At 74.5% G+C, this 25,490-nt stretch carries 28 protein-coding genes; 18 read left to right on the top strand and 10 right to left on the bottom strand.

Annotated elements, in window-relative coordinates:
* Nucleotides 1-183: 183 nt before the first annotated feature.
* The gene (gene purE, locus ND486_RS11245) at nucleotides 184-696 is read right to left on the bottom strand and encodes a 5-(carboxyamino)imidazole ribonucleotide mutase (RefSeq protein WP_178376051.1); all 513 of its coding nucleotides are present in this window, start codon (nucleotides 694-696) and stop codon (nucleotides 184-186) included.
* Nucleotides 693-1,937 (bottom strand): 5-(carboxyamino)imidazole ribonucleotide synthase, encoded by a 1,245-nt coding sequence (locus ND486_RS11250; protein WP_308215835.1) that lies wholly within the window; start codon nucleotides 1,935-1,937, stop codon nucleotides 693-695. Before ND486_RS11250 ends, purE begins: the two co-directional genes overlap by 4 nt.
* Before the next feature lie 34 nt (nucleotides 1,938-1,971).
* Here ND486_RS11250 and ND486_RS11255 point away from each other — a divergent pair, with 34 nt between their 5' ends.
* Entirely contained in the window at nucleotides 1,972-2,499 is a 528-nt protein-coding gene (locus ND486_RS11255; RefSeq protein WP_224401493.1) for a GtrA family protein, read from the top strand.
* Nucleotides 2,500-2,515: 16 nt separating this feature from the next.
* Here ND486_RS11255 and ND486_RS11260 read toward each other — a convergent pair whose 3' ends face one another.
* Together ND486_RS11260 and ND486_RS11265 are read right to left on the bottom strand one after the other, a co-directional pair.
* Nucleotides 2,516-3,790: a HAMP domain-containing sensor histidine kinase gene (locus ND486_RS11260; RefSeq protein WP_208821719.1), complete on the bottom strand. Its 1,275-nt coding sequence runs from the start codon at nucleotides 3,788-3,790 to the stop codon at nucleotides 2,516-2,518.
* A 7-nt stretch (nucleotides 3,791-3,797) separates the two neighbouring features.
* Nucleotides 3,798-4,454 carry a response regulator transcription factor gene (locus ND486_RS11265; RefSeq protein ID WP_062397592.1) on the bottom strand — a complete coding sequence of 219 codons (657 nt, stop codon included), beginning with the start codon at nucleotides 4,452-4,454 and terminating at the stop codon, nucleotides 3,798-3,800.
* A gap of 65 nt (nucleotides 4,455-4,519) precedes the next feature.
* Between ND486_RS11265 and ND486_RS11270 the strand changes: the two genes are divergently transcribed.
* The gene (locus tag ND486_RS11270) at nucleotides 4,520-5,338 is read left to right on the top strand and encodes an inositol monophosphatase family protein (RefSeq protein ID WP_051050249.1); all 819 of its coding nucleotides are present in this window, start codon (nucleotides 4,520-4,522) and stop codon (nucleotides 5,336-5,338) included.
* Entirely contained in the window at nucleotides 5,331-5,786 is a 456-nt protein-coding gene (locus ND486_RS11275) for a MaoC/PaaZ C-terminal domain-containing protein (RefSeq protein ID WP_251784313.1), read from the top strand. Before ND486_RS11270 ends, ND486_RS11275 begins: the two co-directional genes overlap by 8 nt.
* Here the strand turns inward: ND486_RS11275 and ND486_RS11280 are convergent.
* The 3 genes from ND486_RS11280 to ND486_RS11290 all read right to left on the bottom strand — a co-directional run bounded on the left by ND486_RS11280 (nucleotide 5,767) and on the right by ND486_RS11290 (nucleotide 8,248).
* A complete protein-coding gene (locus ND486_RS11280) occupies nucleotides 5,767-6,699 on the bottom strand; it encodes a hydroxymethylglutaryl-CoA lyase (RefSeq protein ID WP_251784314.1) in 933 nt (310 codons plus the stop codon). The two genes, ND486_RS11275 and ND486_RS11280, sit on opposite strands and share 20 nt — an antisense overlap.
* A complete protein-coding gene (locus ND486_RS11285; RefSeq protein ID WP_251784315.1) occupies nucleotides 6,696-7,319 on the bottom strand; it encodes a PH domain-containing protein in 624 nt (207 codons plus the stop codon). The genes ND486_RS11280 and ND486_RS11285 overlap by 4 nt, the downstream gene beginning before the upstream one ends.
* Nucleotides 7,320-7,399: 80 nt before the next feature.
* The gene (locus tag ND486_RS11290) at nucleotides 7,400-8,248 is read right to left on the bottom strand and encodes a biotin--[acetyl-CoA-carboxylase] ligase (protein ID WP_251784316.1); all 849 of its coding nucleotides are present in this window, start codon (nucleotides 8,246-8,248) and stop codon (nucleotides 7,400-7,402) included.
* Nucleotides 8,249-8,394: 146 nt separating this feature from the next.
* Here ND486_RS11290 and ND486_RS11295 point away from each other — a divergent pair, with 146 nt between their 5' ends.
* The 5 genes from ND486_RS11295 (at nucleotide 8,395) to ND486_RS11315 (ending at nucleotide 12,823) form a co-directional block, all read left to right on the top strand.
* Nucleotides 8,395-10,035 (top strand): acyl-CoA carboxylase subunit beta, encoded by a 1,641-nt coding sequence (locus ND486_RS11295; protein WP_073576369.1) that lies wholly within the window; start codon nucleotides 8,395-8,397, stop codon nucleotides 10,033-10,035.
* The gene (locus ND486_RS11300; protein ID WP_208821741.1) at nucleotides 10,035-10,280 is read left to right on the top strand and encodes an acyl-CoA carboxylase epsilon subunit; all 246 of its coding nucleotides are present in this window, start codon (nucleotides 10,035-10,037) and stop codon (nucleotides 10,278-10,280) included. The genes ND486_RS11295 and ND486_RS11300 overlap by 1 nt, the downstream gene beginning before the upstream one ends.
* 177 nt (nucleotides 10,281-10,457) lie before the next feature.
* Entirely contained in the window at nucleotides 10,458-10,955 is a 498-nt protein-coding gene (locus ND486_RS11305) for a hypothetical protein (protein ID WP_251784317.1), read from the top strand.
* 39 nt (nucleotides 10,956-10,994) lie between these two features.
* Nucleotides 10,995-12,176: a histidine kinase gene (locus tag ND486_RS29695; RefSeq protein ID WP_251784318.1), complete on the top strand. Its 1,182-nt coding sequence runs from the start codon at nucleotides 10,995-10,997 to the stop codon at nucleotides 12,174-12,176.
* Nucleotides 12,173-12,823, top strand: a complete 651-nt coding sequence (locus ND486_RS11315) for a response regulator transcription factor (RefSeq protein WP_251784319.1) — start codon at nucleotides 12,173-12,175, stop codon at nucleotides 12,821-12,823. Before ND486_RS29695 ends, ND486_RS11315 begins: the two co-directional genes overlap by 4 nt.
* Before the next feature lie 125 nt (nucleotides 12,824-12,948).
* Here the strand turns inward: ND486_RS11315 and ND486_RS11320 are convergent, their stop codons facing one another.
* The 3 genes from ND486_RS11320 to ND486_RS11330 are packed head-to-tail and all read right to left on the bottom strand — an operon-like array spanning nucleotide 12,949 to nucleotide 15,589.
* Nucleotides 12,949-13,425, bottom strand: a complete 477-nt coding sequence (locus ND486_RS11320) for a zinc ribbon domain-containing protein (RefSeq protein WP_251784320.1) — start codon at nucleotides 13,423-13,425, stop codon at nucleotides 12,949-12,951.
* 56 nt (nucleotides 13,426-13,481) lie between these two features.
* Complete coding sequence (locus ND486_RS11325; protein ID WP_062397613.1) at nucleotides 13,482-14,777, bottom strand: hydroxyacid-oxoacid transhydrogenase; 1,296 nt, start codon at nucleotides 14,775-14,777, stop codon at nucleotides 13,482-13,484.
* Nucleotides 14,777-15,589, bottom strand: a complete 813-nt coding sequence (locus ND486_RS11330; RefSeq protein WP_073576374.1) for an N-acyl homoserine lactonase family protein — start codon at nucleotides 15,587-15,589, stop codon at nucleotides 14,777-14,779. The genes ND486_RS11325 and ND486_RS11330 overlap by 1 nt, the downstream gene beginning before the upstream one ends.
* 137 nt (nucleotides 15,590-15,726) lie before the next feature.
* Between ND486_RS11330 and ND486_RS11335 the strand changes: the two genes are divergently transcribed.
* The 10 genes from ND486_RS11335 (at nucleotide 15,727) to ND486_RS11380 (ending at nucleotide 25,378) form a co-directional block, all read left to right on the top strand.
* Nucleotides 15,727-17,538, top strand: coding sequence for a helix-turn-helix domain-containing protein (locus ND486_RS11335; protein ID WP_251784321.1), 1,812 nt, complete (start codon nucleotides 15,727-15,729; stop codon nucleotides 17,536-17,538).
* Between the two features lie 11 nt (nucleotides 17,539-17,549).
* Nucleotides 17,550-18,167, top strand: coding sequence for a Maf family protein (locus ND486_RS11340; RefSeq protein WP_251784322.1), 618 nt, complete (start codon nucleotides 17,550-17,552; stop codon nucleotides 18,165-18,167).
* A 40-nt stretch (nucleotides 18,168-18,207) separates the two neighbouring features.
* Nucleotides 18,208-19,098 carry a sulfurtransferase gene (locus ND486_RS11345; protein ID WP_062397623.1) on the top strand — a complete coding sequence of 297 codons (891 nt, stop codon included), beginning with the start codon at nucleotides 18,208-18,210 and terminating at the stop codon, nucleotides 19,096-19,098.
* Nucleotides 19,095-19,547, top strand: coding sequence for a SufE family protein (locus ND486_RS11350; RefSeq protein ID WP_208821761.1), 453 nt, complete (start codon nucleotides 19,095-19,097; stop codon nucleotides 19,545-19,547). The genes ND486_RS11345 and ND486_RS11350 overlap by 4 nt, the downstream gene beginning before the upstream one ends.
* Nucleotides 19,548-19,713: 166 nt before the next feature.
* Nucleotides 19,714-20,661, top strand: coding sequence for a TIGR04222 domain-containing membrane protein (locus ND486_RS11355; RefSeq protein ID WP_251784323.1), 948 nt, complete (start codon nucleotides 19,714-19,716; stop codon nucleotides 20,659-20,661).
* 92 nt (nucleotides 20,662-20,753) lie between these two features.
* The gene (locus ND486_RS11360) at nucleotides 20,754-21,647 is read left to right on the top strand and encodes a DUF692 family multinuclear iron-containing protein (RefSeq protein ID WP_251784324.1); all 894 of its coding nucleotides are present in this window, start codon (nucleotides 20,754-20,756) and stop codon (nucleotides 21,645-21,647) included.
* Entirely contained in the window at nucleotides 21,644-22,078 is a 435-nt protein-coding gene (locus ND486_RS11365) for a hypothetical protein (RefSeq protein WP_251784325.1), read from the top strand. The genes ND486_RS11360 and ND486_RS11365 overlap by 4 nt, the downstream gene beginning before the upstream one ends.
* A 114-nt stretch (nucleotides 22,079-22,192) precedes the next feature.
* Nucleotides 22,193-23,971: an acetyl/propionyl/methylcrotonyl-CoA carboxylase subunit alpha gene (locus tag ND486_RS11370; protein WP_251784326.1), complete on the top strand. Its 1,779-nt coding sequence runs from the start codon at nucleotides 22,193-22,195 to the stop codon at nucleotides 23,969-23,971.
* A gap of 14 nt (nucleotides 23,972-23,985) precedes the next feature.
* Nucleotides 23,986-24,570: a GNAT family protein gene (locus tag ND486_RS11375; protein WP_308215836.1), complete on the top strand. Its 585-nt coding sequence runs from the start codon at nucleotides 23,986-23,988 to the stop codon at nucleotides 24,568-24,570.
* A 301-nt stretch (nucleotides 24,571-24,871) separates the two neighbouring features.
* Entirely contained in the window at nucleotides 24,872-25,378 is a 507-nt protein-coding gene (locus ND486_RS11380; RefSeq protein ID WP_251784327.1) for a hypothetical protein, read from the top strand.
* Nucleotides 25,379-25,490 lie beyond the last annotated feature (112 nt).

Consider the following 25,490-nt stretch of genomic DNA (forward strand, 5'->3'; position numbering starts at 1 on the left):
CACACCGGCTTCCACGACCGCCTCTCCGACGGGTTCTCCCCGCCGGAGCAGAACGTGGTGCTAGCTGACGGCCACCTCACGTGTCCTGCTGTAGCTCATCTGCTGGACCACCTCCTCTCCCGTGTACCGACACCGTACGCACGGGATCGAGCGGCGCGCCACCGGAAAATCGCGGCCCGGTCCTCAGCCCTCGCGGGCGGCCACGCGCAGCGCCGCGTCCTTGTCCAGGACGCTGCGCTCGAGGTCGGCCTGGTACTCCACCATGGCCTGCCGGAGCCGCTCGTCGCCGGCGCCGAGGATGCGCACCGCGAGCAGTCCGGCGTTGCGGGCGTTGCCGACCGCGACGGTCGCCACCGGCACGCCGGCGGGCATCTGCACGATCGACAGCAGCGAGTCCAGGCCGTCGAGGTACTTCAGCGGCACGGGCACGCCGATGACCGGCAGCGGCGTCGCGGCGGCGACCATCCCGGGCAGGTGCGCGGCACCACCGGCCCCGGCGACGATCGCCTGCAGACCGCGGTCGGCGGCCGAGGCGGCGTAGTCGAGCATCCGCTGCGGGGTGCGGTGGGCGGAGTAGACGCCCACCTCCCACGGCACGCCGAACTCGTCGAGCGCGGCGCCCGCGGCGCCCATCACCGGCCAGTCGGAGTCGCTGCCCATGATCACGCCCACGCGCGGGGAGCCGGTCTGCGTCATCGAGGTCCTTCCGGGGAGTGCGGGGAGCGGGGATCGCCGGTGTGGGCGGACCAGCCGTCCGCCCAGGTCGCGGTGGCCAGCCAGCCCGCGGCGAGCTCCGCGCGGGTGCGCACGTCGGCCTCGTCGCGGCCGAGGACGGTCACGTGGCCGATCTTGCGGGCCGGGCGGCCGTCCTTGGCGTAGAGGTGCACCTTCGCCTCGGGGAAGCGCGCGAAGCAGTGGTGCAGCCGCTCGTCCATGCCCATCGCGGGCTCCTGCGCCGCACCGAGCACGTTCGCCATCACCGCGACCGGGGCGACCGGGGCGGTGGAGCCGAGCGGGTAGTCCAGCACCGCGCGCAGGTGCTGCTCGAACTGCGAGGTGACCGAGCCCTCGATCGTCCAGTGCCCGGAGTTGTGCGGGCGCATCGCCAGCTCGTTCACGACGACCTCGCCGGGCGCGGTCTCGAACAGCTCGACCGTCATCAGCCCGACGACGCCGAGCTCGGCCGCGATCCGCAGCGCCAGTTCCTGGATCCGGGCGGCGTGGTCCGGGTCGAGCCCGGGGGCGGGCGAGGTGACCCGGGCGCACTGGCCGTCGACCTGCAGGGTCTCGACGACCGGCCACGCGGCGGCCTGGCCGAAGGGCGAGCGGGCGACGCTCGCGGCCAGCTCCCGGGTCATCGGGACCGCGGACTCGACGAGCAGCGGGGTGCCGGCGTCGAGCAGGTCGGCGACCAGCCGGTCGGTGTCGTCGCCGCCGGCGCGCAGGAACCAGACACCGCGGCCGTCGTAGCCGCCGCGGGTGGCCTTGAGCACGACCGGCCAGCCGTGCCCGGCCCCGAACGCGGCGACGTCGCCGGGCGCCGCCACCTCGGCGAACGCGGGCACCGGCAGCCCCATCTCCGACAGCCGTCGTCGCATCACCAGCTTGTCCTGCGCGTGCACGAGCGCCGAGGGCGGCGGCCGCAGCGGCAGCCCGGCCTCGGCGAGCGGGACCAGCACCTCCTGCGGGACACCCTCGTGGTCGAACGTGACGGCCGAGCAGCCCGTCGCGAGCTCCCGCAGCGCGGCGGCGTCGTCGGGGTCGCCGATGACGACGTCCGGCGTCGCCCGGGCCGCCGGATCGTCCGGCGACGCGGCCAGCACCCGCAGGGTCTGCCCCAGCGCGACGGCGGCCTGGGCGGTCATCCGGGCCAGCTGGCCACCGCCGACCATGCCGACGACGGGCAAGGCGGCCTTCTGCGCGTCAACCCTCTCCACGAGACCGGGAGCCTAATCTGGCACGATCGATCCCGTGACGGTGGTGGAGGCGACGCTCGCCAGGATCCCCCAGCCGTACCGCGACAAGGCGATCAAACACCGCGAGCTGATCAAGTTCCTGATGGTCGGTGGCAGCACCTGGGTCATCGACACGGTGGTGTTCCTGGTGCTGAAGGCCACGGTGCTGGCCGACAAGCCGGTGACCGCCAAGGTGGTCGCGGTGCTGGTGGCGACGATGGTGTCCTACGTGCTGAACCGCGAGTGGTCCTTCCGGACCCGCGGCGGGCGCGAGCGGCACCACGAGGCCCTCCTGTTCTTCGTGATCAGCGGGGTCGGGGTCGGGGTGTACTCGGCGCCGCTGTGGGTCTCGCGCTACGTCTTCGAGCTGCAGGTGCCGTTCGTCTCGCTGGTCGCCCAGGAGTCCGCGGACTTCGTGGCCGGCCAGATCGTCGGCACCCTGGTCGGGATGGCCTTCCGCTGGTGGGCGTTCCGCCGGTTCGTGTGGCCGGACCAGTTCGTGCGACGCCAGCCCCCGCCGGTCCCCCCGGCCCCCGAGGACTGAGCGACCGGGCCACCGGCTACCGCGGGCCGGTGCGGTCGGGCACCGGGGCCGCCGCGGCGACGTCGTCGGTGCGGGCCGCGGGCAGGTACAGCCGGAACACCGGCGGCCGGGCCCGGGACAGCTCCAGCCTGCCGCCGTCGGCCTCGACCAGCGTCCGGGCCAGCGCCAGCCCCAGCCCGGTCGAGGACTGCGCCGAGATGCCCCGGTCGAACACGTGCGGCACCAGGTCCTCCGGCACGCCGGGCCCGGTGTCGGACACCTCCACCAGCAGCGCGTTCTCCCCGGTGCGCGCGGAGATCGTGACCGGGCCGTCGCCGTGCTGCAGCGCGTTGTCGACGAGCACCCCGATCGCCTCGCGCAGCCGGGCCGCGGTCACCCGGGCGAGCAGCCCCTCGGGCACCCGCACCTTGAGCGACCGGCCGGCCGCGGTGAGCGGGCCGCGCCACTCCCGCTCGGCGTCGGCGACGGCCTCGGCCAGGTCGACCGGTTCCGCACCGACCGCCCGCGCGGCGCGCGCGGACTCCAGCAGGTCGTCGAGGACGGCGGTGAGCCGCTCGGTCTGCTCCAGCGCCGCGTTGGCCTCGCGGCGGGCGTCCGGGTCGGGGTGGCAGGCGAGCTCGTCCAGACGCAGCTGCAGCGCGGTGATCCGGCTGCGCAGCTGGTGGGACACGTCCCCGACCAGCGATCGCTCGCGGTGCAGCAGCTGGGACAGCGCCGTCGCCGAGGAGTCCAGGACCTCCGAGACGCGGTCGAGCTCGGCGATGTCGTAGCGGGCCGGGGACCGGCGGAAGTCGCCCGCACCGAGGCGGGCTGCGCGGGCCGCGAGGTCGCGCAGCGGGTCCGACAGCCGGCGTGCGGTGTACACCGCGACCCCCGTGCCGACGGTGACGGAGAACCCCACCAGCAGCACGACGACGGCCACCACCTGGGTCTGCTGGGACCGCATCACCGAGGTCGGCTGGGACAGCTCCATGATCCCGCCGGGCCCGAACGGCAGCGACTCGGTCACCGGGTCGTCGACCCGGTCCACGCCGTAGACGATCGGGTCGGAGTCCGGCGGCACGACGACCAGCCGGGAGTTCGGCGGGATCGCCGCCTCCACCAGCCGTTGCGACTGCGGCCCGGTGCCGTACTCCTCGACGGTCTCGGTGACCTGCTCGAGGCGCTGGGTCAGCTCGGCACGGGTGAAGTCCTCGACGAGCTGCCAGGTCGCGAGCGCGAGCGGGCCGCCCAGGAACAGCGCGGTCAGCGCCACCGTCAGCAGGGTGGAGATCAGGATCCGGCGGCGCACGGCGACCTCAGTCCGAGTTGTACCGGAAGCCGACGCCGCGGACGGTGGCGATCCGCTTCTCGCCGCCGATCTTGCGGCGCAGCCACGACATGTGCATGTCCAGCGTCTTCGACGACTTCATGTCCGCGTCACCCCAGACCGCGTGCAGGATCTCCTCGCGCGTCACGACCTGGCCGGCGTGGATCATCAGCACCCGCAGCAGCTCGAACTCCTTGTTGGCCAGGGAGATCTCGTCGCCGTCGAGCAGGACGCGGCGGCCGGACAGCTCCATCCGCAGGCCGTCCACCTCGACGACGTCCTGGGTGCGGCGGCGCAGCAGCGCCCGCACCCGGGCCAGCAGCTCGGCCAGCCGGAACGGCTTGGACACGTAGTCGTCGGCGCCGGCGTCGAGCCCCACGACGAAGTCGACCTCGTCGGTGCGGGCGGTGAGCATGAGGACGGGCAGGTCCGGCAGGGTCGCGCGGACCCGCCGGCAGACCTCCAGGCCGTCCATGCCGGGCAGCCCCAGGTCGAGCACGAGCAGGTCGACCTGCGCACGGGTGACCCGGTCGACGGCGCCGACGCCGTCGGCGACGACGTCGACGTCGTACCCCTCGCGCTGCAGGGCCCGCGACAGCGGCTCGGCGATGGCCGCGTCGTCCTCGGCCAGAACCACGGTGGTCATTTCACCGAGCATAGGGCTCCGGGCCCCGGGCACGGTGGCGGTGCGAGCTGGCATGCTCGCCCAACGTGAACCCCGAGCGATGCGTGCCCGCCGAACCCGGTGATCTGGATCTCGCCCTGCGCCTGGCGGACCTCGCCGACGCGATCACGCTGCCCCGTTTCCGGGCCGCCGACCTGCGGGTGGAGCGCAAGCCGGACCGCACCCCGGTGACCGACGCCGACACCGCCGCCGAGGACGCGATCCGCGCCGCGCTGGGCCACGAGCGCCCCGGCGACGCGATCCTCGGGGAGGAGCGCGGCGGGTCCACCGACACCGCGCACGGCCGCGGCTGGGTGATCGACCCGATCGACGGGACGAAGAACTTCTCGCGCGGGGTGCCCGCGTGGGCGACGCTGATCGCGCTCGTCGTCGACGGCGTGCCGACGGTGGGTGTGGTGAGCGCGCCGGCACTGCACCGCCGCTGGTGGGGCTCGGCGGGGGCCGGGGCCTGGGCGCGTGACCTGCCGTCGGGGACGCCGAAGCGGATCGCGGTGTCGGGGGTGGCCGACGTGGCCGACGCCTACGTCTCGACCACCAACACCGAGACCTTCCGCACCGACCCGTCCCCGGCGTCGCGGGAGGGCTGGATCGCGCTGACCGAGGCCTGCTGGGAGTCCCGCGCGTTCGGCGACTTCTGGCAGCACGTGCTCGTCGCCGAGGGGGTCGTCGACGTCGCGGTGGAACCCGCCGCGAACCCGTGGGACCTGGCGGCGCCGGCCGCCGTCGTCGCCGAGGCGGGCGGGCGGCTGACCGACCTCGCCGGGAACCCGACCTGGTCCGGCGGGCACGGCCTGACCAGCAACGGTCTGCTGCACGACGCCGTGCTGGGGGTGCTGCGTGGCTGAGCTGTACTTCGACGACCTGACCCCGGGGACCGTCCTCGACCTCGGTACGACCGCGGTCGACCGCGACGAGATGGTCGCGTTCTCGGCCCGCTTCGACCCGCAGCCGTTCCACCTGCACGAGGCCGACGGCGAGCGAGTGTTCGGCGGCCTGGCCGCGTCCGGCTGGTTCACCGCGAGCCTGTGGATGCGCGCCTACGTCGACGCCGTGCTGTCCCGCGCGGCGTCGCTCGGCTCACCCGGCGGCGACGAGATCGCCTGGCCGGCACCGGTGTTCGCGGGCGACGAGCTGCACGCGGAGATGGAGGTCCTCGATGCCCGCGTCTCGCGCAGCCGCCCGTCGATGGGCCTGATCACGCTGCGCGGGACGCTGACCCGCACCGGCGACGGCGCGGTCGTGTACCGGTCCCGGTTCACCGGCATGTTCGAGGTCAGGCCGACAGCGCCGTGACCACCCGCGACGGCGACGGCCGTCCCAGGTGTCCGGCCATCCACACACTCGTGTCGACCAGCTTCCGCAGGTCGGCGCCGTGGTCGATGCCGAGCCCGTCGAGCATCCACACCAGGTCCTCGGTGGCGAGGTTGCCGGTCGCAGACCCGGCGTAGGGGCAGCCGCCCAGGCCGCCCGCGCTGGCGTCGACGGTGGTCACGCCGTACCGCAGCGCGGCCAGGGTGTTGGACAGCGCCTGGCCGTAGGTGTCGTGGAAGTGCACCGCGAGCCGCTCGACGCCGACCCCGCGGGCGACGCACGCGTCGAGCACCGCGCCGACGTGCGCCGGGGTGGCGACGCCGATCGTGTCGCCGAGGGAGAGCTGGTCACAGCCCATCTCCATCAGCCGCGCCCCGACGGCGGCGGCCTGATCCGGGTCGACGCCGCCCTCCCACGGGTCGCCGAACACCATCGACACGTAGGCCCGCACCCGCAGACCCTCGGACACCGCGCGGGTCACGGTCGGCTCGAACATCGCGAACTGCTCGTCGAGCGTGCGGTTCAGGTTCCGCTTCGCGAACGTCTCGGTGGCCGAGGCGAACACCGCGACGTGGTCGCAGCCGGCGTCGATCGCGCGCTGCAGCCCGCGCTCGTTCGGGGTGAGGACGGGGTAGTCGAGCCCGGCGCGGCGGTCGAGCACGGCGAGCAGGTCGGCGGCGTCGGCGAGCTGGGGCACCCACGTCGGGTGCACGAAGCTGGTCGCCTCCAGCGTGCGCAGGCCCGCGTCGGCGAGCCGGTCGAGGAACTCGGCCTTCACCGCGACCGGGACGACGGTCTTCTCGTTCTGCAGCCCGTCGCGGGGGCCGACCTCGTAGATCTCGACGCGCTCCGGGAGCGCGGGGTCGCGCACCGTCGTGGGAAGACCGTTGCTCACAGGGACGCCCTCTCTCGCTGCGGTGCGGGAGCCTCCATCCTGCCCCGCACGGCCGCGTCGGCGTGACCACGGCGGGCCGTGTGCTCGCTCTCCTTCTCGTTGCTGCGGCGCCGCTCGGCGAGTAGGCCGATCTCCCGGTGCAGCCGGGCCTGCACCCGTTCCACGCCCGCGACGTCGGTGAACCGCAGCCGCTCCCCGGCGACGTCGAGCAGCAGGGTGCCGCAGCCGAACAGCCGTCCCCCGGCGCCGGTCCGGACGCGGACCGAGTCGATGCGGTCGATCGGCACGTCGAGGCCGTCGCGGACGAGCAGGCCCTCCCGGACGAGGAACCGCCGGTCGGTGACGACCAGCAGGGTGGCGCGCCAGCGCGCGATCGGCAGCAGCGTGAACCGCACCGCGACGAGCGCGGCGAGCACCCCGACCACGAGCCAGGCCCACGGCGCCCACGGCTGCAGCCGGACCACGGCGGCCCCGAACCCGGCGACGGCGCTGACCCCGACGAGGACCGCGGCCGGGCGCAGAGCCAGCCGCCAGTGCGGGTGCCCGACCAGCACGACGTGCTCGCCCTCGTCGAGAACCCGGTCCAGAGCCCGGTCCAGAGCGCTGTCGGGGAACGCCATACCTCCCACGGTAGGGCGCCGGGCGCCGACCGCCCACGCGACGCGCGGGGGCTGCGTCGCAGGTCAGCGCAGTGGGTGACTCAGGGCTGGTCGGCCGCGCGCAGATGGACGATGTCCCCGGCCGCCACTGCGACGCGGGCCCCGTCGTCCGGGTGGACCAGCAGCCGGCCCTGCGGGTCGACGTCCTCGGCCGTCCCGACGAGGTGGTCCCCGGCCGGGCGCTCCACCCGCACCCGCGAGCCGAGGCTGGCGCAGGCCGAGCGGTAGTCGCGGCGCAGGCCGCAGACGTCGGCGTCGCCGCGGGCGTCGCGCCACTGCGCCTCGCGCCGGTACAGGTGCCCCAGCAGTACGGTCGCGGTCTCGGCGCGGGTCGCGGTGAACCCGTGCGCGGCCAGCGAGGTCGCACCCCACGGCAGGTCGGTGGCCGGGGTGGAGATGTTGAGCCCGATGCCCAGGACGATCCCCGGCCCGCCGCCGGAGACCGCGGTCATCTCGGCGAGGATCCCCGCGGCCTTGCCCCGCGCCGGCCCGACCAGCAGGTCGTTGGGCCACTTCAGGGCCACCGGCACGTCCGGGGCGAGCTCGGTGATCGCGTCGGCCAGCGCGACGCCCGCGAGCATCGGCAGCCAGCCCAGCCGGTCGGCGGGCACGCCCTCGGGGCGCCACAGCACCGACATCGTCAGCGCCGCCCCGGGCCGCGAGATCCAGGTCCGGTCGAGGCGGCCGCGGCCGCGCACCTGGTCCTCGGCGATCAGCACCGAGCGGTCCGGCGCACCGCGCCCGGCCTCGGCCAGCAGGTCGGCGTTCGTGGATCCGGTGGAGGCGACGACGTCGAGCGCCGTCCAGCCCCCCGCGGGACGGAGCACGGCCGTCCGCAGGGCGTACGGGTCCAGCGGGGTCCCGTCGCCGTGATTCGTCCCGGTCGTCATCACCGCGCACCGTAACGGCCCCGCGACGCGCCGGGGACCGCGGAGGGTGAACGGATCGGTAACGGTGTCGGCGGGACGGCCACCCGGTCGGCTGCGTCGGACGTCACGCCCGGGCCGAACCTACTTGCGGGTTAAGCTCCGACCTCATGAGCGCCGCAACGGAGCCGATGGCGACCCCGGACAGTGGTGGGGCAGAGCCGGACATCCACACCACGGCGGGCAAGCTCGCCGATCTCTACCAGCGTTTCGAGGACGCGGTCCACGCCGGTTCGGCGTCCGCGGTCGAGAAGCAGCACGCGAAGGGGCGGCAGACCGCCCGTGAGCGGATCGACCAGCTGCTCGACCCGGGCTCGTTCGTCGAGCTGGACGCGCTGACCCGGCACCGCTCGACGAACTTCGGGATGGACGCCAAGCGCCCGTTCGGCGACGGCGTCGTGACCGGCACCGGCACGATCGACGGCCGCCCGGTCGCCGTGTTCTCCCAGGACGCGACCGTCTTCGGCGGCGCGCTCGGCGAGGTCTACGGCGAGAAGATCGTCAAGGTCATGGACGTGGCCGCGAAGATCGGCTGCCCGGTCGTCGGCATCAACGACGGCGGCGGCGCCCGCATCCAGGAGGGCGTGGTCGCCCTCGGCCTCTACGGCGAGATCTTCACCCGCAACGTGCAGAGCTCGGGTGTGATCCCGCAGATCTCGCTGATCATGGGCCCGTGCGCGGGCGGCGCGGTCTACTCCCCCGCGATCACCGACTTCACCGTGATGGTCGACGAGACCAGCCACATGTTCATCACCGGCCCGGACGTCATCAAGACCGTCACCGGCGAGGACGTCGACATGGAGGAGCTCGGCGGCGGCCGGGCCCACAACACCAAGTCCGGTGTGGCGCACTACCTGGCGGGCGACGAGGCCGACGCGCTCGACTACGTCAAGCAGCTGCTGAGCTTCCTGCCGTCGAACAACCTGTCCGAGGCGCCGTCGTTCCCGGCCACCGAGCCCGTCGAGGGGTCGATCGAGGACGGGATCATCGACTCCGACCGCGAGCTCGACACCCTGATCCCGGACTCGGCGAACACGCCCTACGACATCCGCGAGGTCATCAACCGGGTCGTCGACGACGAGGACTTCCTCGAGGTCCAGGAGCTCTGGGCGCCGAACATCGTGATCGGCTACGCCCGCGTCGAGGGCCGCAGCGTCGGCATCGTCGCGAACCAGCCGACCCAGTTCGCCGGCTGCCTGGACATCGACGCCTCGGAGAAGGCCGCCCGCTTCGTGCGGACCTGCGACGCGTTCAACATCCCGGTGCTGACCTTCGTCGACGTCCCGGGCTTCCTGCCCGGCACCGAGCAGGAGTGGAACGGCATCATCCGCCGCGGCGCGAAGCTGATCTACGCCTACGCCGAGGCGACCGTCCCGAAGGTCACCGTCATCACCCGCAAGGCCTACGGCGGCGCCTACGACGTCATGGGCTCCAAGCACCTCGGCGCCGACGTCAACATCGCCTGGCCGACCGCGCAGATCGCGGTCACCGGCGCGCAGGGCGCGGTGTCGATCCTCTACCGCAAGGAGCTCAAGGGCCTGGAGGGCGACGAGCTCGCCGCCAGGCGCGCGGAGCTGCAGCAGGACTACGAGGACACCCTCTGCAACCCCTACATCGCCGCCGACCGGGGCTACATCGACGCGGTCGTGCCGCCGTCGCACACCCGCGGCTACGTCGGCCGGGCGCTGCGGATGCTGTCCACCAAGCGGGAGCAGGGTCCGACCCGCAAGCACGGGAACATCCCGCTCTGATGGCCGCCGAGGAGTCCACCGAGCAGACCCCGGAGGAGCGCCGCGCGCTGTTCCGCGTCGTGCGGGGCACCCCGGACGACCACGAGCTCGCCGCGCTGACCGCCGTCGTCGCCGCGGCGGCGAGCGCCGGTGGGCCGCCCGCCCCGCCGCGGACGCCGGACCTGTGGTCGCACCCCGCGGCCCAGCTCCGCGCCCCGCTGCACGCGGGCCCGGGCGCCTGGCGCGCCTCCGGCCTCCCCCGCTGACCACGAGGGCACAACCGACCGACGCCCGGTCCCCGGCACACCACGTCGCCGGGGCCGGGCGTCGTCGCGTCCGGCCCCCGGGGCGGCGGTCCACCCGGGGGTGGAGGGGGCGGGTCCACCCGGGATCGACCCCGGCGCCGACGCGACGACCGGGCCCGCGGGGAGATCGTTCTCCCCATGGACGCCACCTCACTCGTCATCACGGTCGCGATCGTCGGCCTGGTCCTCTACAAGCAGTTCCGCGGGCAGTTCGTCGGCGGGCGACGCGACGTGACGCTCCCGTTCGTCGTGATCGGCATCGGGGTGCTCACCCTCGCCCAGGCCCGCTCGGAGGTCACCGCGGCCGGGGTGGCACTGCTCGCCGCCGAGCTGGTGCTGGCGGCCGGGCTCGGGGTACTGCGCGGCTACGCCTTCCGCCTCGGCACCCGCGACGGGTGGGCCTACCGCAGCGGCTCGGCCGCGCTGCTGGTCGCCTGGGTGCTGACCATCGGTGTGCGGGTCGGCGCCGGGGTCCTCGGCGGGGCCGTCGGTGCCGGACTGCTGCTGTCGACGTCGTCGGCGCTGGTCTTCGGCGGCAGCCTGCTGGTCCAGAGCCTGGTCCTGCGACGCCGGGTGGCCGCGGCCGGGCTGCCGGTCCGGCCGGACGAGGCACGCCGTGCCCGCGCGGCGGCCTGAGCGTCCCGCCCGACCCGGCCGCTGTGTCAGAGTGAAACGGTGAGCACGCCCGCCGCCCGCACGGCCCGCCGCGTCGAGCACGACCGGTCGCCGCTGCTCGGGGTGCCCCGGCGGCTGGTGTCGCTGCTGTGGCTGCCGATCGTGCTGTTCCTGCTGTTCTGGTCGCCGGCCCAGCAGGTCTCCCCGACCTGGCTCTACGCCGGGCTCGTCCCGGCCGTCGCCGGGTGGGTGGTCTTCGCCCTCCACCGGAGCATGCCGCCGGTCGCGACGATCCTGACCAGCATCGCGCTCGCCGGGGGCGGGATCGCCCTGCTGGCCGGGTCCGACGGCTGGACCACCTCGGCGGCCTTCCCGATGATGGCGGTGTTCGTGGCGGCGCTGCGGCTGCCGTACCGGACCGCGCTGTTCGTCGACGTGCCGGTCATCGCGGCCACCACGATCGTCGTCGGGCCCTACACCTCGCTGTGGGACGCGCTGCTGGTGGTCGCCGCGCTGACCGCGATGGTGCTGTTCGGGATCGGCCGCCGCGACTCCGCCCGCCGGATCGAGGAGCACGAGCGGACACTCGTCGCCGACGCCAGGGCCCGCGAGGAGCACGCCCGCGCCGAGGCCATCGCCGACCGCGCCCGGGTCGCCCGCGACGTGCACGACGTGCTGGCCCACTCGCTGTCCGCGCTGGCCGTCCAGCTGCAGGGCGCCCGGCTGATGGCACTGCGCGACGGGGCCGCGCCGGACACCATCGCCCAGATCGAGCGGGCCCAGCGGCTCGCCTCCGACGGGATCACCGAGGCCCGCCGGGCCGTGCGGGCGCTGCGCGAGGGACCGGCGCCGGTCGACGTCGCCGAGGAGCTGCGCGAGCTCGGCCGGGCGCACCCGGACGCGACCGTCGAGGTCGCCGACGGGCTGCGCCTCGGCGCGCGGGAGGGCGAGACCGTACTGCGCACCGCGCAGGAGGCGCTGTCCAACGCCCGCAAGCACGCCCCCGGCGCCCCCGTGACGGTGCACCTGCGCCGCGACGGCGACGGCGCCGAGCTGGAGGTCGTCGACGTCGCCGGGGCCCCGCCACCGCCCGGCGACGGCGAGGGCTCCGGCCTGGCCGGGATGGCCGAGCGGGCGGCTCTCGTCGGCGCCGAGCTGCAGACCGGCCCCACCCCCGACGGCTGGCGGGTCCGGCTCCGGCTGCCCGCCCGCTCCCCGGACCGCGAGAGGATCACGACGTGAGCGACCTGCGGGTGGTGCTGGCCGACGACCAGCGGATCGTGCGCGACGGCCTCGCCACCGTCCTGGGCCTGCTCGACGGCATCGAGGTCGTCGGCACCGCGTCCGGCGGCGACGAGGCGGTCGCCCGGGTCGCCGAGTTGGCGCCGGACGTGCTGCTCACCGACCTGCGGATGCCCGCGGGCGACGGCGTCTCGGCGACCCGCCGGGTCCGCGACGGGCACCCCGGCACCGCCGTCGTCGTGCTCACCACCTACGTCGACGACGACGCCGTGGTCGACGCGATCGCCGCGGGCGCCTCGGGCTGGCTGTCCAAGGACGCCGACGCCGAGGCCATCGGCCGGGCCCTGCGCTCGGCCGCCGACGGTGTGTCCACCGTGGACGCCGGCGTGCTGTCCCGGCTGGTCGCCGCCCGCGCGTCGACCGTCCCGGCGGCACCGGTCGACCCGCCGGACGGGCTGACCCCGCGCGAGGTCGAGGTCCTCGGCCTGATCGCCGAGGGGCTGTCCAACACCGAGATCGCGCGCCGGCTCGTGGTCGGTGAGGCGACGGTGAAGACCCACGTCAACCACCTGTTCGCCAAGACCGGGCTGCGCGACCGCGCCCAGGCCGTCGGCTACGCCTACCGCCACGGCCTGGCCGGCCGCTGACACCGTTCCCGCGGGCGCGCGGCGGGGACCGGCGCGGGCGCGGCCCGGTGTCCACACCCCCTGGCGTGCCCCCACACCTGGTGCAACGGGTGTGGGGACCGGCCAGGGGGTGTGGATCCGGCGGGTCAGTCGGTGGTGGTGGCGGGGGGCGTCGGTGCGTGCCCGTGGCCGTGCCCGTGGCCGTGGCCGTGCCCGTGGCCCTGCTTGGCCGCCACGCCCGCGCCGGGCAGGGGGGCGGTGCCGCCCAGCTGGATGTCACCGGCCCGGAGCGGGGCGTCGTGGTACTTGCCCTCGTGCGCCAGGATCGGCCGCTGGTCCCCGGCGATCTCCGGGTACTTCTCCTCCAGCCTGCGTCGCTGGTCCCAGGTCCGGCGCATCGAGTCGATGTACTCGGAGTTCCCGTTGTAGACCCCGCGCCAGGTCTGGGGCATCTCGTCCTTGGACAGGCCGGGGCTGGCCTGGCCGCCGAGCGCGAACCCGGCGGGGACCTTGGTCGTCGCGCCGTCCCCGCAGAGCGGGCAGGGCGGGGTGGCCGCGTCCGACATGGACGCGAGGTGCTCGAAGCGGGCTCCGCACCCGCAGCGGAAGACGTAGATCGGCATCGTGCCGCCTTCGATCGGGGCGGCCGGCGGCCCCGGAGGACCACCGGCCGCGACGGTCACCAGTTCTCGACGGACTTCGTGAGGATGTCGGCGATGTCGTCCTCGGTCGGGGTCCGCGGGCAGGTCGCGAGCAGCCGCTGCTGCTTCATCGTCCCGGGGACCAGGTCCGGCACGTCGGCCTCGGTGTAGCCGACGCCGCCGATGCCGTTCGGGATGCCGATGTCGCGCATCAGCCGGGTCAGGACCCCGGGCAGCTGCTCGCGCGGGTCGTTCACCTTGTCCGCCCGCGGGTCCATCAGCTCCGCCGCCCGCAGGTGCCGCTCCGGCGCGGAGTCGAAGGAGAACCGGAACGCCTCGGGCGCGGTCAGCGACACCGACTCCCCGTGCGGCACCATCGCCTCGTCCTGCGGGTAGCCCTGCGGCCGGTAGTCCTTGACCATGCCCGCGATCGGGTAGGCGTTGGCGTGCGGGATGTGCACACCGGAGTTGCCGAACCCCATGCCCGCGAAGGTCGCGGCCATCATCATGTCCGAGCGGGCCTCGACGTCCTCGGCGCCGCGCTCGACGGCGGCCCGGAACGACTTCGCGAGCAGTGACATCGCCTTCTCGCACCACAGGTCCGAGACCGGGTTGGAGCCGCAGTAGGTGACCCGCTCCTCGGGCTTCTTGCGGTCGAAGGTGGTGTAGTACCGCGCCGTGTAGCTCTCCACCGCGTGGCAGGTGATGTCCATCCCGGCCGCCGCGGTGACCTGCGGCGGCAGCGTCATCGTCAGCAGCGGGTCGATGACGGCCAGGGTCGGGCGCAGCCGCCAGTGGCTGATCCCGGTCTTGACCTTCATGGACAGGATGTCCAGCACGCACATCGCGGTGGACTCCGAGCCGGTGCCCGCCGTCGTCGGGACGGCGATCAGCGGCTTGAGCTGCCCGGGCGGCACCTTCGCGCCGCCGATCGGCTTGTTGATGTAGTCCATCAGCTCGCCGGGGTGGCTGGTGAGCAGGTTGATGGCCTTGGCGGTGTCGATCGCCGACCCGCCCCCGACGGCGACGAAGCCGTCCCACGGACCCTGCGCGCGGGCGTACTCGGTCGCCTTGTTCATCGAGTCGTCGGTCGGCTCGACGTGTACGCCGTCGAAGATCTCGGACTCGATGCCGTAGCGGGACAGGTTGTCGGCCAGGCGCTGCGGCGCGCCGAGCGCGTTCACCCCCGGGTCGGTCACGATCAGGACCCGGGACACGTCGTAGGCCGACAGCTCGAAGCCGACCTCGTCGATCGCGCCCGCGCCGAACTTCAGCGGCGGCGCACCCCAGGTGAAGATCGTCTCCTCGGTGTACTCCGGAACCTCGAACGTCATCAGGTGTACGACCCCTCCGGTGCCTTGCGCAGCTGGTGGATCTGCTCGGCGTCGTGGCCGAACACCATCTGCGCGTTCGTCTGCTCCTGGATGCCGCGCAGCTTCTCCACCGAGGAGAACCAGTCCTCCAGGTTGTTGACGATCGCGGCCGGCGCGGCGGGCGGGCCGTAGCTCGCTCCCATGTAGACCGCGTCCGAGGTGAAGATCATCGTCCCGGTGTCGGGGAGGTCGACGCGCATCGACATGCAGCCGGGGGTGTGCCCCGGGGTCTGGATCATGCTGACGCCGGGGAGCAGCTCGACGTCGCCGGACACGATCTCCCAGTCGATGCCCTCGTAGTCGGCCTTGAGGTGGGCGCCGTTGAACGGGCCCTCGAAGCCGAGCGCGAACTCCTTCTCCTTGTCCGAGCAGATCATCTTCGCGTTGGTGTTCTTGAACATCTGGGCGTTGCCCGCGTGGTCGAAGTGCAGGTGCGAGAGGACGACGTAGTCGATCTCGTCGAGCCCGACGCCCATCTTGTGCAGCTGCTTGTCCAGGTACTCGTCGTCGGCGACCTGGTCGTAGGGGAAGAACTCCTGCAGACCGGTCGGCGCCCAGCGCGTCTCCCAGTCCGACGGACAGCTGGTGTCCCACAGCAGCTTGCCCTCGTCGGTCTCGACGAGGACGCAGTGCGTGGGCACCTCCACCCAGTCGATCGGGGCGTCCTTCTCGGACCGTGGCTTGATGCTGACACCGGGCTTGAGGAGCAGGAACGGGAGATTGGCGTGCATCGCCCCGCAGGGGATGACGCTGAGCTTGTTCGCCGTGGCCATGAGGATTCCCTTCGTCGCTGGAGGGTTCTGGCAGTTCGTCGCCGGGCCAGTCTCGGGAAGCCCGGGGCGGGCGTCCATGGTCGTATGCGCCTGTCTTGATCGCAGGACATGGCGCGGACAGACATAGGGTCGGGCGCATGAAGCCGGCTCCGCCGTTCCCCGAGCCCAGCCAGGACGCGATCCTCCAGGCCGTCGGGCAGACCGCGCTGGACCTCGCGAACGTCGGCGACCGCGACGTCATGCTCGGCGCCGTTCTGCGCCGCACCCGGGCGCTGCTCGGCGCGGACATGGCCTACTTCAGCCTCAACGACCTGCACTCCGGTACGACCTACATCGAGCTGACCGACGGCGTCCGCACGCCGGAGTACCGCGCGATCCGGATGCCGTTCGGCACCGGTGTGCTGGGGCGCGCGGCGGCCGGCGCGGGCACGGTCGCCACCGCGGACTACCTGGCCGACCGCGCGCTCAACCACCTGTCGGGGATCGACACGATCGTGCGCGGCGAGGGGGTGCGGGCCATCGCCGGCGCCCCGATGCGCCTGGGCGGGCGGGTCGTGGGAGCGCTGCTCGTGGCCCACCGCGGACCCCGCACCCTCGGACCGGCCGCCCGGACCGCGCTGGAGCACATGGCCGTGCAGGCCGCCGTCGCGCTGGAGCAGACCCGGCGCGGCGAGGAGATCCGGCGCCTGCGCACCACCCGCGACGACGGTTCCGACCCCGGCGCCCGGCTGCGCCTGGAACACCTCCTGCACCTCGACGAACGCCTCATGGGGGCGATGGCCGGCTCCACCGCCGAGGCGGCGGGGGTGTTCGCCGTGCTCGCCGAGGCCGTCGGGCACCCGCTCTCGCTGCACGACCCGTCCGGGGCGCTGCGCACGGGACGACGGCTGCTCACCCCCGAGGAGCTGGCCGGGTGGCGGCTGCGGTCGGCGGTCCGCACCTCCCAGCAGGCCGGTGGGGTCGCGATCGCGCACCTGCCCGGCGGCGGGACCTACGCGCTGCTCGCGATCACCACGGCGGGCGAGCACCTGGCGACCCTGGTCATGGAGGGCGCCGACGACGACGCCGTCGCCCGGCTGGCGCACGCCTCGGCGTTCATGACGGTCGCGCTGCTGGTCGAGCGGGCACTGGCCCAGGCCGACGAGACCGCCCAGACGACCCTGGTCGAGGAGCTCGTCGACAGCCGGGTCCCGCCGCGGCCGACGCTGGGGACCCGGCTCGCGCAGTACGGCCTCTCCCCCGACGCCCCGGCGACGGTGCTGGTCGTCGACGTCGACCCGGCCGGTGCGGTGACCGCGGCGCGGGCGGTCCGGGGGCTCGACGGGGCGGGCCGCTGGCTGGTGTCGGTGCACGACGGGCACGTGTGCGTGATCGCCGCCGGGACGACCGGCCCCGGCCCCACGGGGCCCGGGGCGGCACCGCTCGTCGCCGAGGGGCTCGCCGCGGCCGGGACGCCGTCGCTCGTCGGCGCCGCGCACAGCCCCTCGGGCGGGCCGTCGGACCTGCGCCGCGCGCACACCGAGGCCGCCGACGTCGCCGCGGCGGCCCGTGCCCTGGGCCGCACCACCGGGCACGCGGACTTCGCCTCGCTCGGCGCGGTCGGCGCGGTGATCCGGGACCGGACCGGCACCACGTCGCGGGAGATCGTCGGGCGCCACCTCGGCCCGGTCCTCGACTACGACCGGCGCCGGCGCACCCGGCTGGCCGAGACGCTGTGGCACTGGTTCGCCGCGGGCGAGCTGCTCGCCCCGGCCGCCGACGCGCTGTCGGTGCACCCGAACACCGTGCGCCAGCGCCTCGAACGCGTCGACGACCTGCTCGGACCGGACTGGCGCACCCCCGAGGGCCGCTTCCACCTGCACCTGGCGCTGCGTCTGCACCGCGTCGCCGGGCCGGATCGGACCGCCGGCCCGGCGGCGGACCACGGCTCCGCGGTGGCGGGCCGGTAGCGTCCGGCGTCGTGCGCCTGGTTCTCGCCTCCGCGTCCCCCGCCCGCCTGTCGGTCCTGCGCGCCGCCGGGGCCGATCCCGCCGTGGAGGTCTCCGACGTCGACGAGGACGCCCTGCTCGCCGCGCACCCCGACGCCGACCCCGCGCGCAAGGTGACGCTGCTGGCCGCGGCCAAGGCCGCCGCCGTCGCCGGCCGGCTGACCGGTGACGGCGTCGTCGTGGGCTGCGACTCCATGCTGCTCGTCGACGGTGAGCTGGTCGGCAAGCCGCACGACGCGGAGACCGCGCGGCGCCGCTGGAAGGCCATGGCCGGGCGCACCGGCGAGCTGCTGACCGGGCACGCCGTGCTGCGCCTGGCCGGCGGAGCGGTCGCGCAGGAGGCCGAGGGGCACGCCGGGACCGGGGTGCGCTTCGCCGAGCCGACCGACGCCGAGCTGGACGCCTACCTCGCCACCGGCGAGCCGCTGAAGGTCGCGGGCGCGTTCACCCTGGACGGGCTGGGCGGCTGGTTCGTCGAGGGCATCGACGGCGATCCGTCCAACGTGATCGGGATCAGCCTGCCGCTGCTGCGCCGTCTGCTGGGCGCGGTCGGGGTGTCGGTGGTCGATCTGTGGACGCCACGGTCCTGACCGCCGTGTGGGTGTCGGGGCACGCGGTTACCCTGCGGCCATGACTGTCGGACACGACCCCGACCCGAAGCTCGCCGAGTACGCGCACCCCGAGCGCCTGGTCACCACCGCCTGGCTGGCGGAGCACCTGAAGGACCCCGGTCTGGTGGTCGTGGAGTCGGACGAGGACGTCCTGCTCTACGACACCGGGCACATCCCCGGCGCGGTGAAGGTCGACTGGCACACCGAGCTCAACGACCCGGTCACCCGGGACTACGTCGACGGCACCCGCTTCGCCGAGATCATGTCCGAGCGTGGCATCGGCCGAGACACCACGATCGTCGTCTACGGGGACCGGAACAACTGGTGGGCCGCCTACGCGCTGTGGGTGTTCTCCCTGTTCGGCCACGCCGACGTGCGGCTGCTCGACGGCGGCCGGTCCAAGTGGGTCGCCGAGGGCCGCGAGATGGTCACCGACGCGCCCACCCCGGCCCGGGCCGACTACCCGGTCGTCGAGCGCGACGACTCCGGCATCCGCGCCTTCAAGGACGACGTCCTCGCCCACCTGGGCAGGCCGCTGGTCGACGTGCGGTCCCCGCAGGAGTACACCGGCGAGAAGCTGCACATGCCCGACTACCCACAGGAGGGCGCGGTCCGCGGCGGGCACATCCCGGGCGCCGCGAGCGTCCCGTGGGCCCGCGCCGCCGCCGAGGACGGGTCCTTCCGGAGCCGTGCCGAGCTGTCCGCGATCTACGAGCAGGAGCAGGGGCTGTCGGCCTCGGACGACGTCGTCGCCTACTGCCGGATCGGCGAGCGTTCCAGCCACACCTGGTTCGTGCTGACTTACCTGCTGGGCTTCGACCGGGTCCGCAACTACGACGGCAGCTGGACCGAGTGGGGCAACGCCGTGCGCGTGCCGATCGTGCAGGGCGAGGAGCGCGGGTCCGCGTGAGCTCCACCGACCCGGGCACCCTGCCCCCCGATCTCGCCGAGCTGGTCGACGACTTCGCCGCGGTCGGCCCGAAGGACCGTCTCCAGCTGCTGCTGGAGCTGTCCCAGGAGCTGCCGGACCTGCCCGAGCGCTACGCCGACAGCGCGGACACCATGGAGCAGGTCCACGAGTGCCAGTCGCCGCTGTTCCTCGCCGTCGAGGTGGAGGACGGCGGTGAGCGGCCGGTGCACCTGTTCTTCTCCGCGCCGAAGGAGGCGCCGACCACCCGCGGGTTCGCCTCGATCATGGTGACCGGGCTGGACGGGCAGCCCGCCGCGGCGGTGCTGGCCGTGCCGGACGACTTCTACACCGACCTCGGCCTCGCCGAGGCCGTCAGCCCGCTGCGGCTGCGCGGCATCGCGGCGATGCTGGCGCGCATCAAGAACCAGGTGCGGGCCGCGACCGCCTGAGCCCGCACACTCACTCCCGCGACAGCCGGGGTCACCGTCGGTGACCCCGGCTGTCGTCGTCCGCGCTCCTTCCTCAAGTCCACCTCAAATCGGTCACCCGGTCGGGGTGAGCGGGCGCACACTGCTTCGAACGACGAAGTGTCGCTCACCGCAGGGGGTGGTGGAGATGGGCACGAACCTCACCGGGGACACCTGGGGCATCCCGGGTCAGACCTTCCTGGTCGCCTACGTCGTCGCGCTGGTCCTGGTCTCCGGGATCGTGCTGCGCCGGCGGCGGACGATCGCGCAGGGGGATCCGCGCGGCGCCCGCACCCTCGGTAGCAGGCCCGAGGACGTCGCGTACCTCAACGGCGGCCCCGAGCTGGCCGTGTACGCGGCCCTGTCGGCCATGCACGTCGACGGCAGCCTGGTCACCTCCGGCCGCACCACGGGCCAGGTGCGGGCGGGCCGGGTCCCCGGGCACGGCGCGTCGGCGCTGCAGCGGGCGATCCACCGCTCCGCGCAGCGGCTGACCCCGGGCCGGATGCTGGGCACCCACGAGCCGGTCCGCACCGAGCTGGCCCGGGCCGCGCAGCGGCTGGAGACCGCGGGGCTGCTGCTGTCCCCGGCCGACCGGGTCCGCTACCGGGCGACCGCCTGGCCGGTCGGGGTGCTCGCCCTCGCCGGTGCGGTACGGATCGCCGCCGGTCTGGGCGGTGGGCGCCCGGTCGGGTTCCTGTTCGCGCTCGTCGCCGCCACCGCGGTGTTCGCCACGGTGCTCGCGACGCGGGTGCCCGACCGGACCCGGGCCGGGGACGCCGCGCTCACCGTCGTCCGGTCCCGGAACGACGCGCTGTCGCCGTCGATGCGCCCGGACTGGACGGCCGTCGGACCCGCCGCGGCCGCGCTGTCGGTCGGTGCGTTCGGGGTCGGCGCGATGCTGGCCGCCGAGCCCGCCTTCGCCGAGGAGCTCGCCGCGCAGAAGCTCGCCACGCTCGGTGGGGCGCCCGCCGCGACCGGGGGCGGATCCTCCGACGGCGGTGGCGTCGTCGGCTGGTCCGGCGGTGACAGCGGCGGGAGCAGCTGCGGCGGAGGCGGCGGGGGCTGTGGCGGCGGAGGCGGCTGCGGCGGCTGAGCCCGCGCGGGCAACCGGATCTGCCGTCCCCGCAGCTGCACCGTGGGGGGTGTGAAGCTGCGGGGACGGCTCGTACGGGCGGAGGTGGCGACATGACGGGTGTCCCGGGCGGGACCGGGGTCGGCTGGCGCAGTGCTGTCGCCGCCGTCCTCGACGACGTCGACGGTCTCGCGTTCCACGAGGTCATCGCCGAGTCGCTGCGCCCGGACGCGGTGCCGGCGTCGCTGCTGCGCAGGCCGGTCGTCGTGCACGGGGTGCGGCTGTCGCCCGGCTCGCCCGAGGGCGTCGACCCGGGCAGGGTCGCCCACCTCGCGGCCTGCGCCGCGGCGACGGGTGCGGCGCTGGTCAGCGAGCACATCGCGTTCACCCGGGCCGGCGGGATCGAGGCGGGGCACCTGCTGCCGCTGCCCCGCACCCGCGAGGCGCTCGACGTGCTCGTCGCCAACGTGACGGCGACCCGCGCGGAGCTGGACGTCCCGCTGGCGCTGGAGCCGATCGCGGCCCTGTTCGACTGGCCCGGCGACGAGTTCGACGAGGCGGGCTTCCTGCACCGGCTGCACGACCGGACCGGGGCGCCGCTGCTCCTGGACGTCGCGAACGTGTTCGTCAACGCCCGCAACCGGGGCCGTGACCCGCGGGCGGACGTCGACGCGCTGCTCGCCGGGCTGCCGCCCGGGGCGGTGGCCTACTGCCACGTCGCCGGGCACGCCGCCGACGCGGCGGGGCTGCTGCACGACACCCACACCGACCCCGTCCCGGACGCGGTGCTGGCGCTGCTGACCCACACCATCGCGCAGCTGCCGGTGCCGCCACCGGTGATGCTGGAACGCGACGGCCGCTACCCGCCCGCCGCGGTGCTGCGCGCGGAGCTGGACGCCGTCGCGGCCGCGGCCGGGCACACGGCACCGTGCCGGGCGGGTGCGGGCGCCGGGCGCGGGGCCGGGCCGGTCGCGGCGCCCCCCGCGGACGGGCCGGGCCCGACGTGAGCGACGGGCTCGCGCGGCGGCAGGCCGAGCTGGTGGCGTCGCTCGTCGCCGGCGGGACGGACCCGGCCGGGTTCGACGCGGCGCGCCTGGCCGCGACCCGGGCGGCGCTGCTGCGCAAGCGGGCCGGGCTCGTCGCCGCGGCGTGGCCGCTGCTCGCCGTCGACGCCGGGGCGGACTGGCAGGCCCGGTTCGACACCCGCTTCGACGGCGTCGCCCCCTACGGCCCGGAGCGGGAGGGCTGGGACCTGGCCCGCGAGCTCGCGGCCGCCGGGCGGCTCGGTGCCGGCGCGCGGCGCGAGCTGGCCGCACGCGAGGCGGCGCTGCACTACGACGGCCACACCGCCCCGCGACCCCGGAACCGCCTGTCCCGATGGTGGTACCGGTCACGACCGGAGCGATCGGGGTCGAGGTCGGGGCCCTCGGACGGGTGATGACGTTGCCATCGCCACATTCCCCACCGGTAACTTCCGGCGGCTCTGCTCTTACACTCCGCCTAACCCTGCGCCGGAGCATCGGGCCGGCGCCGTGACCGGAGGAGTTCGACCGTGCCCGCACTGCGCAAAGTGCTCGTCGCCAACCGGGGAGAGATCGCCGTCCGCGTGATCCGAGCAGCGAAGGACGCGGGACTTCAGAGCGTCGCCGTCTACGCCGACCCGGACCGGGACGCGATGTTCGTGCGGCTCGCCGACGAGGCCTTCGCGCTGGGCGGCTCGACCGCCGCCGAGTCCTACCTCGACATCGAGAAGGTCATCGGTGCCGCGAAGCAGGCCGGTGCCGACGCGATCCACCCCGGCTACGGCTTCCTGTCGGAGAACGCCGACTTCGCCCAGGCCGTGATCGACGCCGAGCTCACCTGGATCGGCCCGTCGCCGCAGTCGATCCGCGATCTCGGCGACAAGGTGACCGCGCGTCACATCGCCCTGAAGGCCGGCGCCCCGCTGGTGCCCGGCACGAAGGACCCGGTCAAGGACGCGGACGAGGTCATCGCCTTCGCCGACGAGCACGGCCTGCCGGTCGCGATCAAGGCCGCCTTCGGCGGTGGCGGGCGCGGCATGAAGGTCGCCCGCGAGCGTTCCGAGATCGCCGAGCTGTACGAGTCCGCGGTCCGTGAGGCCACCGCGGCGTTCGGCCGCGGCGAGTGCTTCGTCGAGCGCTACCTGGACAAGCCGCGCCACGTCGAGACCCAAGTGCTGGCCGACCAGCACGGGAACGTCGTCGTCGTCGGGACGCGGGACTGCTCGCTGCAGCGCCGCTTCCAGAAGCTCGTCGAGGAGGCGCCCGCGCCGTTCCTGAGCGACGAGCAGCGCACGACCCTGTACGACGCCTCGAAGGCGATCTGCAAGGAGGCCGGCTACTACGGCGCCGGCACCGTCGAGTTCCTGATCGGCCAGGACGGCATGATCACCTTCCTCGAGGTGAACACCCGTCTGCAGGTCGAGCACCCGGTCTCGGAGGAGACCACCGGGATCGACCTGGTCCGCCAGATGTTCCGGATCGCCGAGGGCCAGGAGCTGGACTTCGACGACGACCCGCAGCCGCGCGGGCACGCCATCGAGTTCCGCATCAACGGCGAGGACGCCGGGCGCAACTTCCTGCCGGCGCCGGGCACCGTCGAGCGGATCTGGTACCCGGCCGGGCCGGGCGTCCGGATGGACGCGGGCGTCGAGGACGGCTCGGTCATCGGGGGGCAGTTCGACTCGCTGCTGGCCAAGCTGATCGTGTGGGGCAGCGACCGGCAGCAGGCGCTGCAGCGGGCCCGTCGCGCACTCGGCGAGTTCACGGTCGAGGGCATGGCGACCGTGCTCGAGTTCCACCGTCTCGTCGTCGAGGACCCGGCCTACGCCGCCGAGACCCTCGAGGACTTCACCGTGCACACCCGCTGGATCGAGACCGAGTGGGACAACACCGTCCCGCCGTTCGAGGGCGGCGCGGGTGCCGACGACGAGTCCGGCGAGCGGCAGACCGTCGTCGTCGAGGTCGGCGGGCGACGCCTGGAGGTCTCGCTGCCCGGTGACCTCGCCCTCGGCGGCGGCGGCAACGGCGGCGGCGCGGCCAAGGCGGCTCCGCGCAAGCGCGGCGGCAAGGGCGGCGGCGGGGCGAAGGCCTCCGGCGACGCCGTCACCGCGCCGATGCAGGGCACGATCATCAAGGTCGCGGTCTCCGAGGGCGACACCGTCGAGGTGGGTGACCTGATCGTCGTCCTCGAGGCGATGAAGATGGAGAACCCGGTCACCGCGACCAAGGCCGGCACCGTGACCGGCCTGGACGCGGAGCAGGGCGCCTCGGTCACCCAGGGCACCGTCATCTGCGAGATCAAGGACTGAGTCCCCTGGACCAGGTGCCCGTCCCCGCTCCCGGCCCGGTGCTCGACCCGGTCGAGATCAACGCCGGGACGTGGTACCTGCGCGGACCACGACACGACGGCCGGGTGGACGACCGCCCGGCCGTCGCCGCGTCCTGCCGGGACCCGGAGATCCGGCGCTGGCGCAACCGTCCGGACCCGGCCGCCCCGGACTTCGACGAGCAGGTGACCGCGCACGTCGCGGACCGGATCGACGGCTGGGCCCGCGGCACCCGCTGTGCCTGGGCGGTCGCCGAGCCGACGACCGGGGAGATGCTCGGCGAGATCACCCTGGAGCACCTGGACATCACCCACGGCACCGCCGAGCTGCGCTGCTGGACGTTGCCCGGCGCCCGCGGACGCGGCCTGGCCCGCACCGCGGCCGGGGCGGTGGTGCGCTTCGCCTTCGGCGGGCTCGGGTTGCACCGCGTCACCTGGATGCACGCCGAGCCGAACCGGGCCTCGGCCGCCGTCGCCGCGGCGCTGGGGTTCGTGCCGGAGGGGCGGCTGCGGGAGGCGTGGACCGTCGACGGCGAGCGGGTCGACGTCGTCGTGCTGGGGCGGCTGGCGGGCGAGGGCTGAGGCGGTCCGCCCGGCCCCGTCGCCCGCACGTCGACAGCCGCGTGCCGCGGAACGCGCTGTGCCGACCAGGTCACCGCCCGTTGACCGGCACGTCGCGCCGTTCTAGCGTTCCCGGCGTGTCACGCACGCCGTCCGGCGCCCGCGGCACGCAACGTCACAACTCCACAGCCGACCCGTGTGCCCGATCCACGGGGCCCGGAACTACCGCCACGCGGAGTACCGCGCCGCGGATCCGCTCACCACGCAGGCCCTGCCGCGCCGTGAGCCGTCCCAGTTCGACCGAGACGTCACAGGATCCGTCATGCCCCCAGAGCTCGACATCGCGCCGACGACGTTCCACGTCACGACGCACGTCCACACCGACGGCCCGATCCCGGGCCCGCACTCCCTGCTCACCCTGGCCTCCTCCGCGTACGGCGCGGACGGGGTCCTGATCGGCACCTTCACCGCCAACCTCCGGGAGCTCCCGGGGGCCACCCTGCACCCGACCGCGCTGGCGACCTGGCGCACCCGGGCTGAGGACTGGCTCCTGACCCGGCGGGCCTCGCGCCCACCGGGGCAGGTGGCGAACGACTACGCAGCCTGGGTCACCGACCTGGGCGAGCGTGCGCTGTTCGTCTCCGACCCGGAGGAACCGGACCACCTGTTCGTCTACTGGTACCTGCAGCGTTTCGCAGGCCGGTGGCCGTTCGCGGGGACCGTTCCCGCCCTCGGCGGGACGCCCCGGTCCTGGGCCCCACCGCCGTGCCCGCTGCGCGGGTGCGCCCCGGTCGAGGTCCCGGAGCCGGCCGAGGTGACGGCGGCCTGACCGCGACACACACCCCCGTCCGCGCCGGTGACCACCGGTGCGGACGGGGGTGTCGTCGTGTGCGGGCTTCGCGATCGCGACCGTTCCGCGGCGAACCGCCGCGGCGACGGCC

Origin of the sequence: Pseudonocardia sp. DR1-2 (genome assembly GCF_023717215.1) — a bacterium.
In the GTDB taxonomy this organism is placed as follows: domain Bacteria; phylum Actinomycetota; class Actinomycetes; order Mycobacteriales; family Pseudonocardiaceae; genus Pseudonocardia; species Pseudonocardia alni.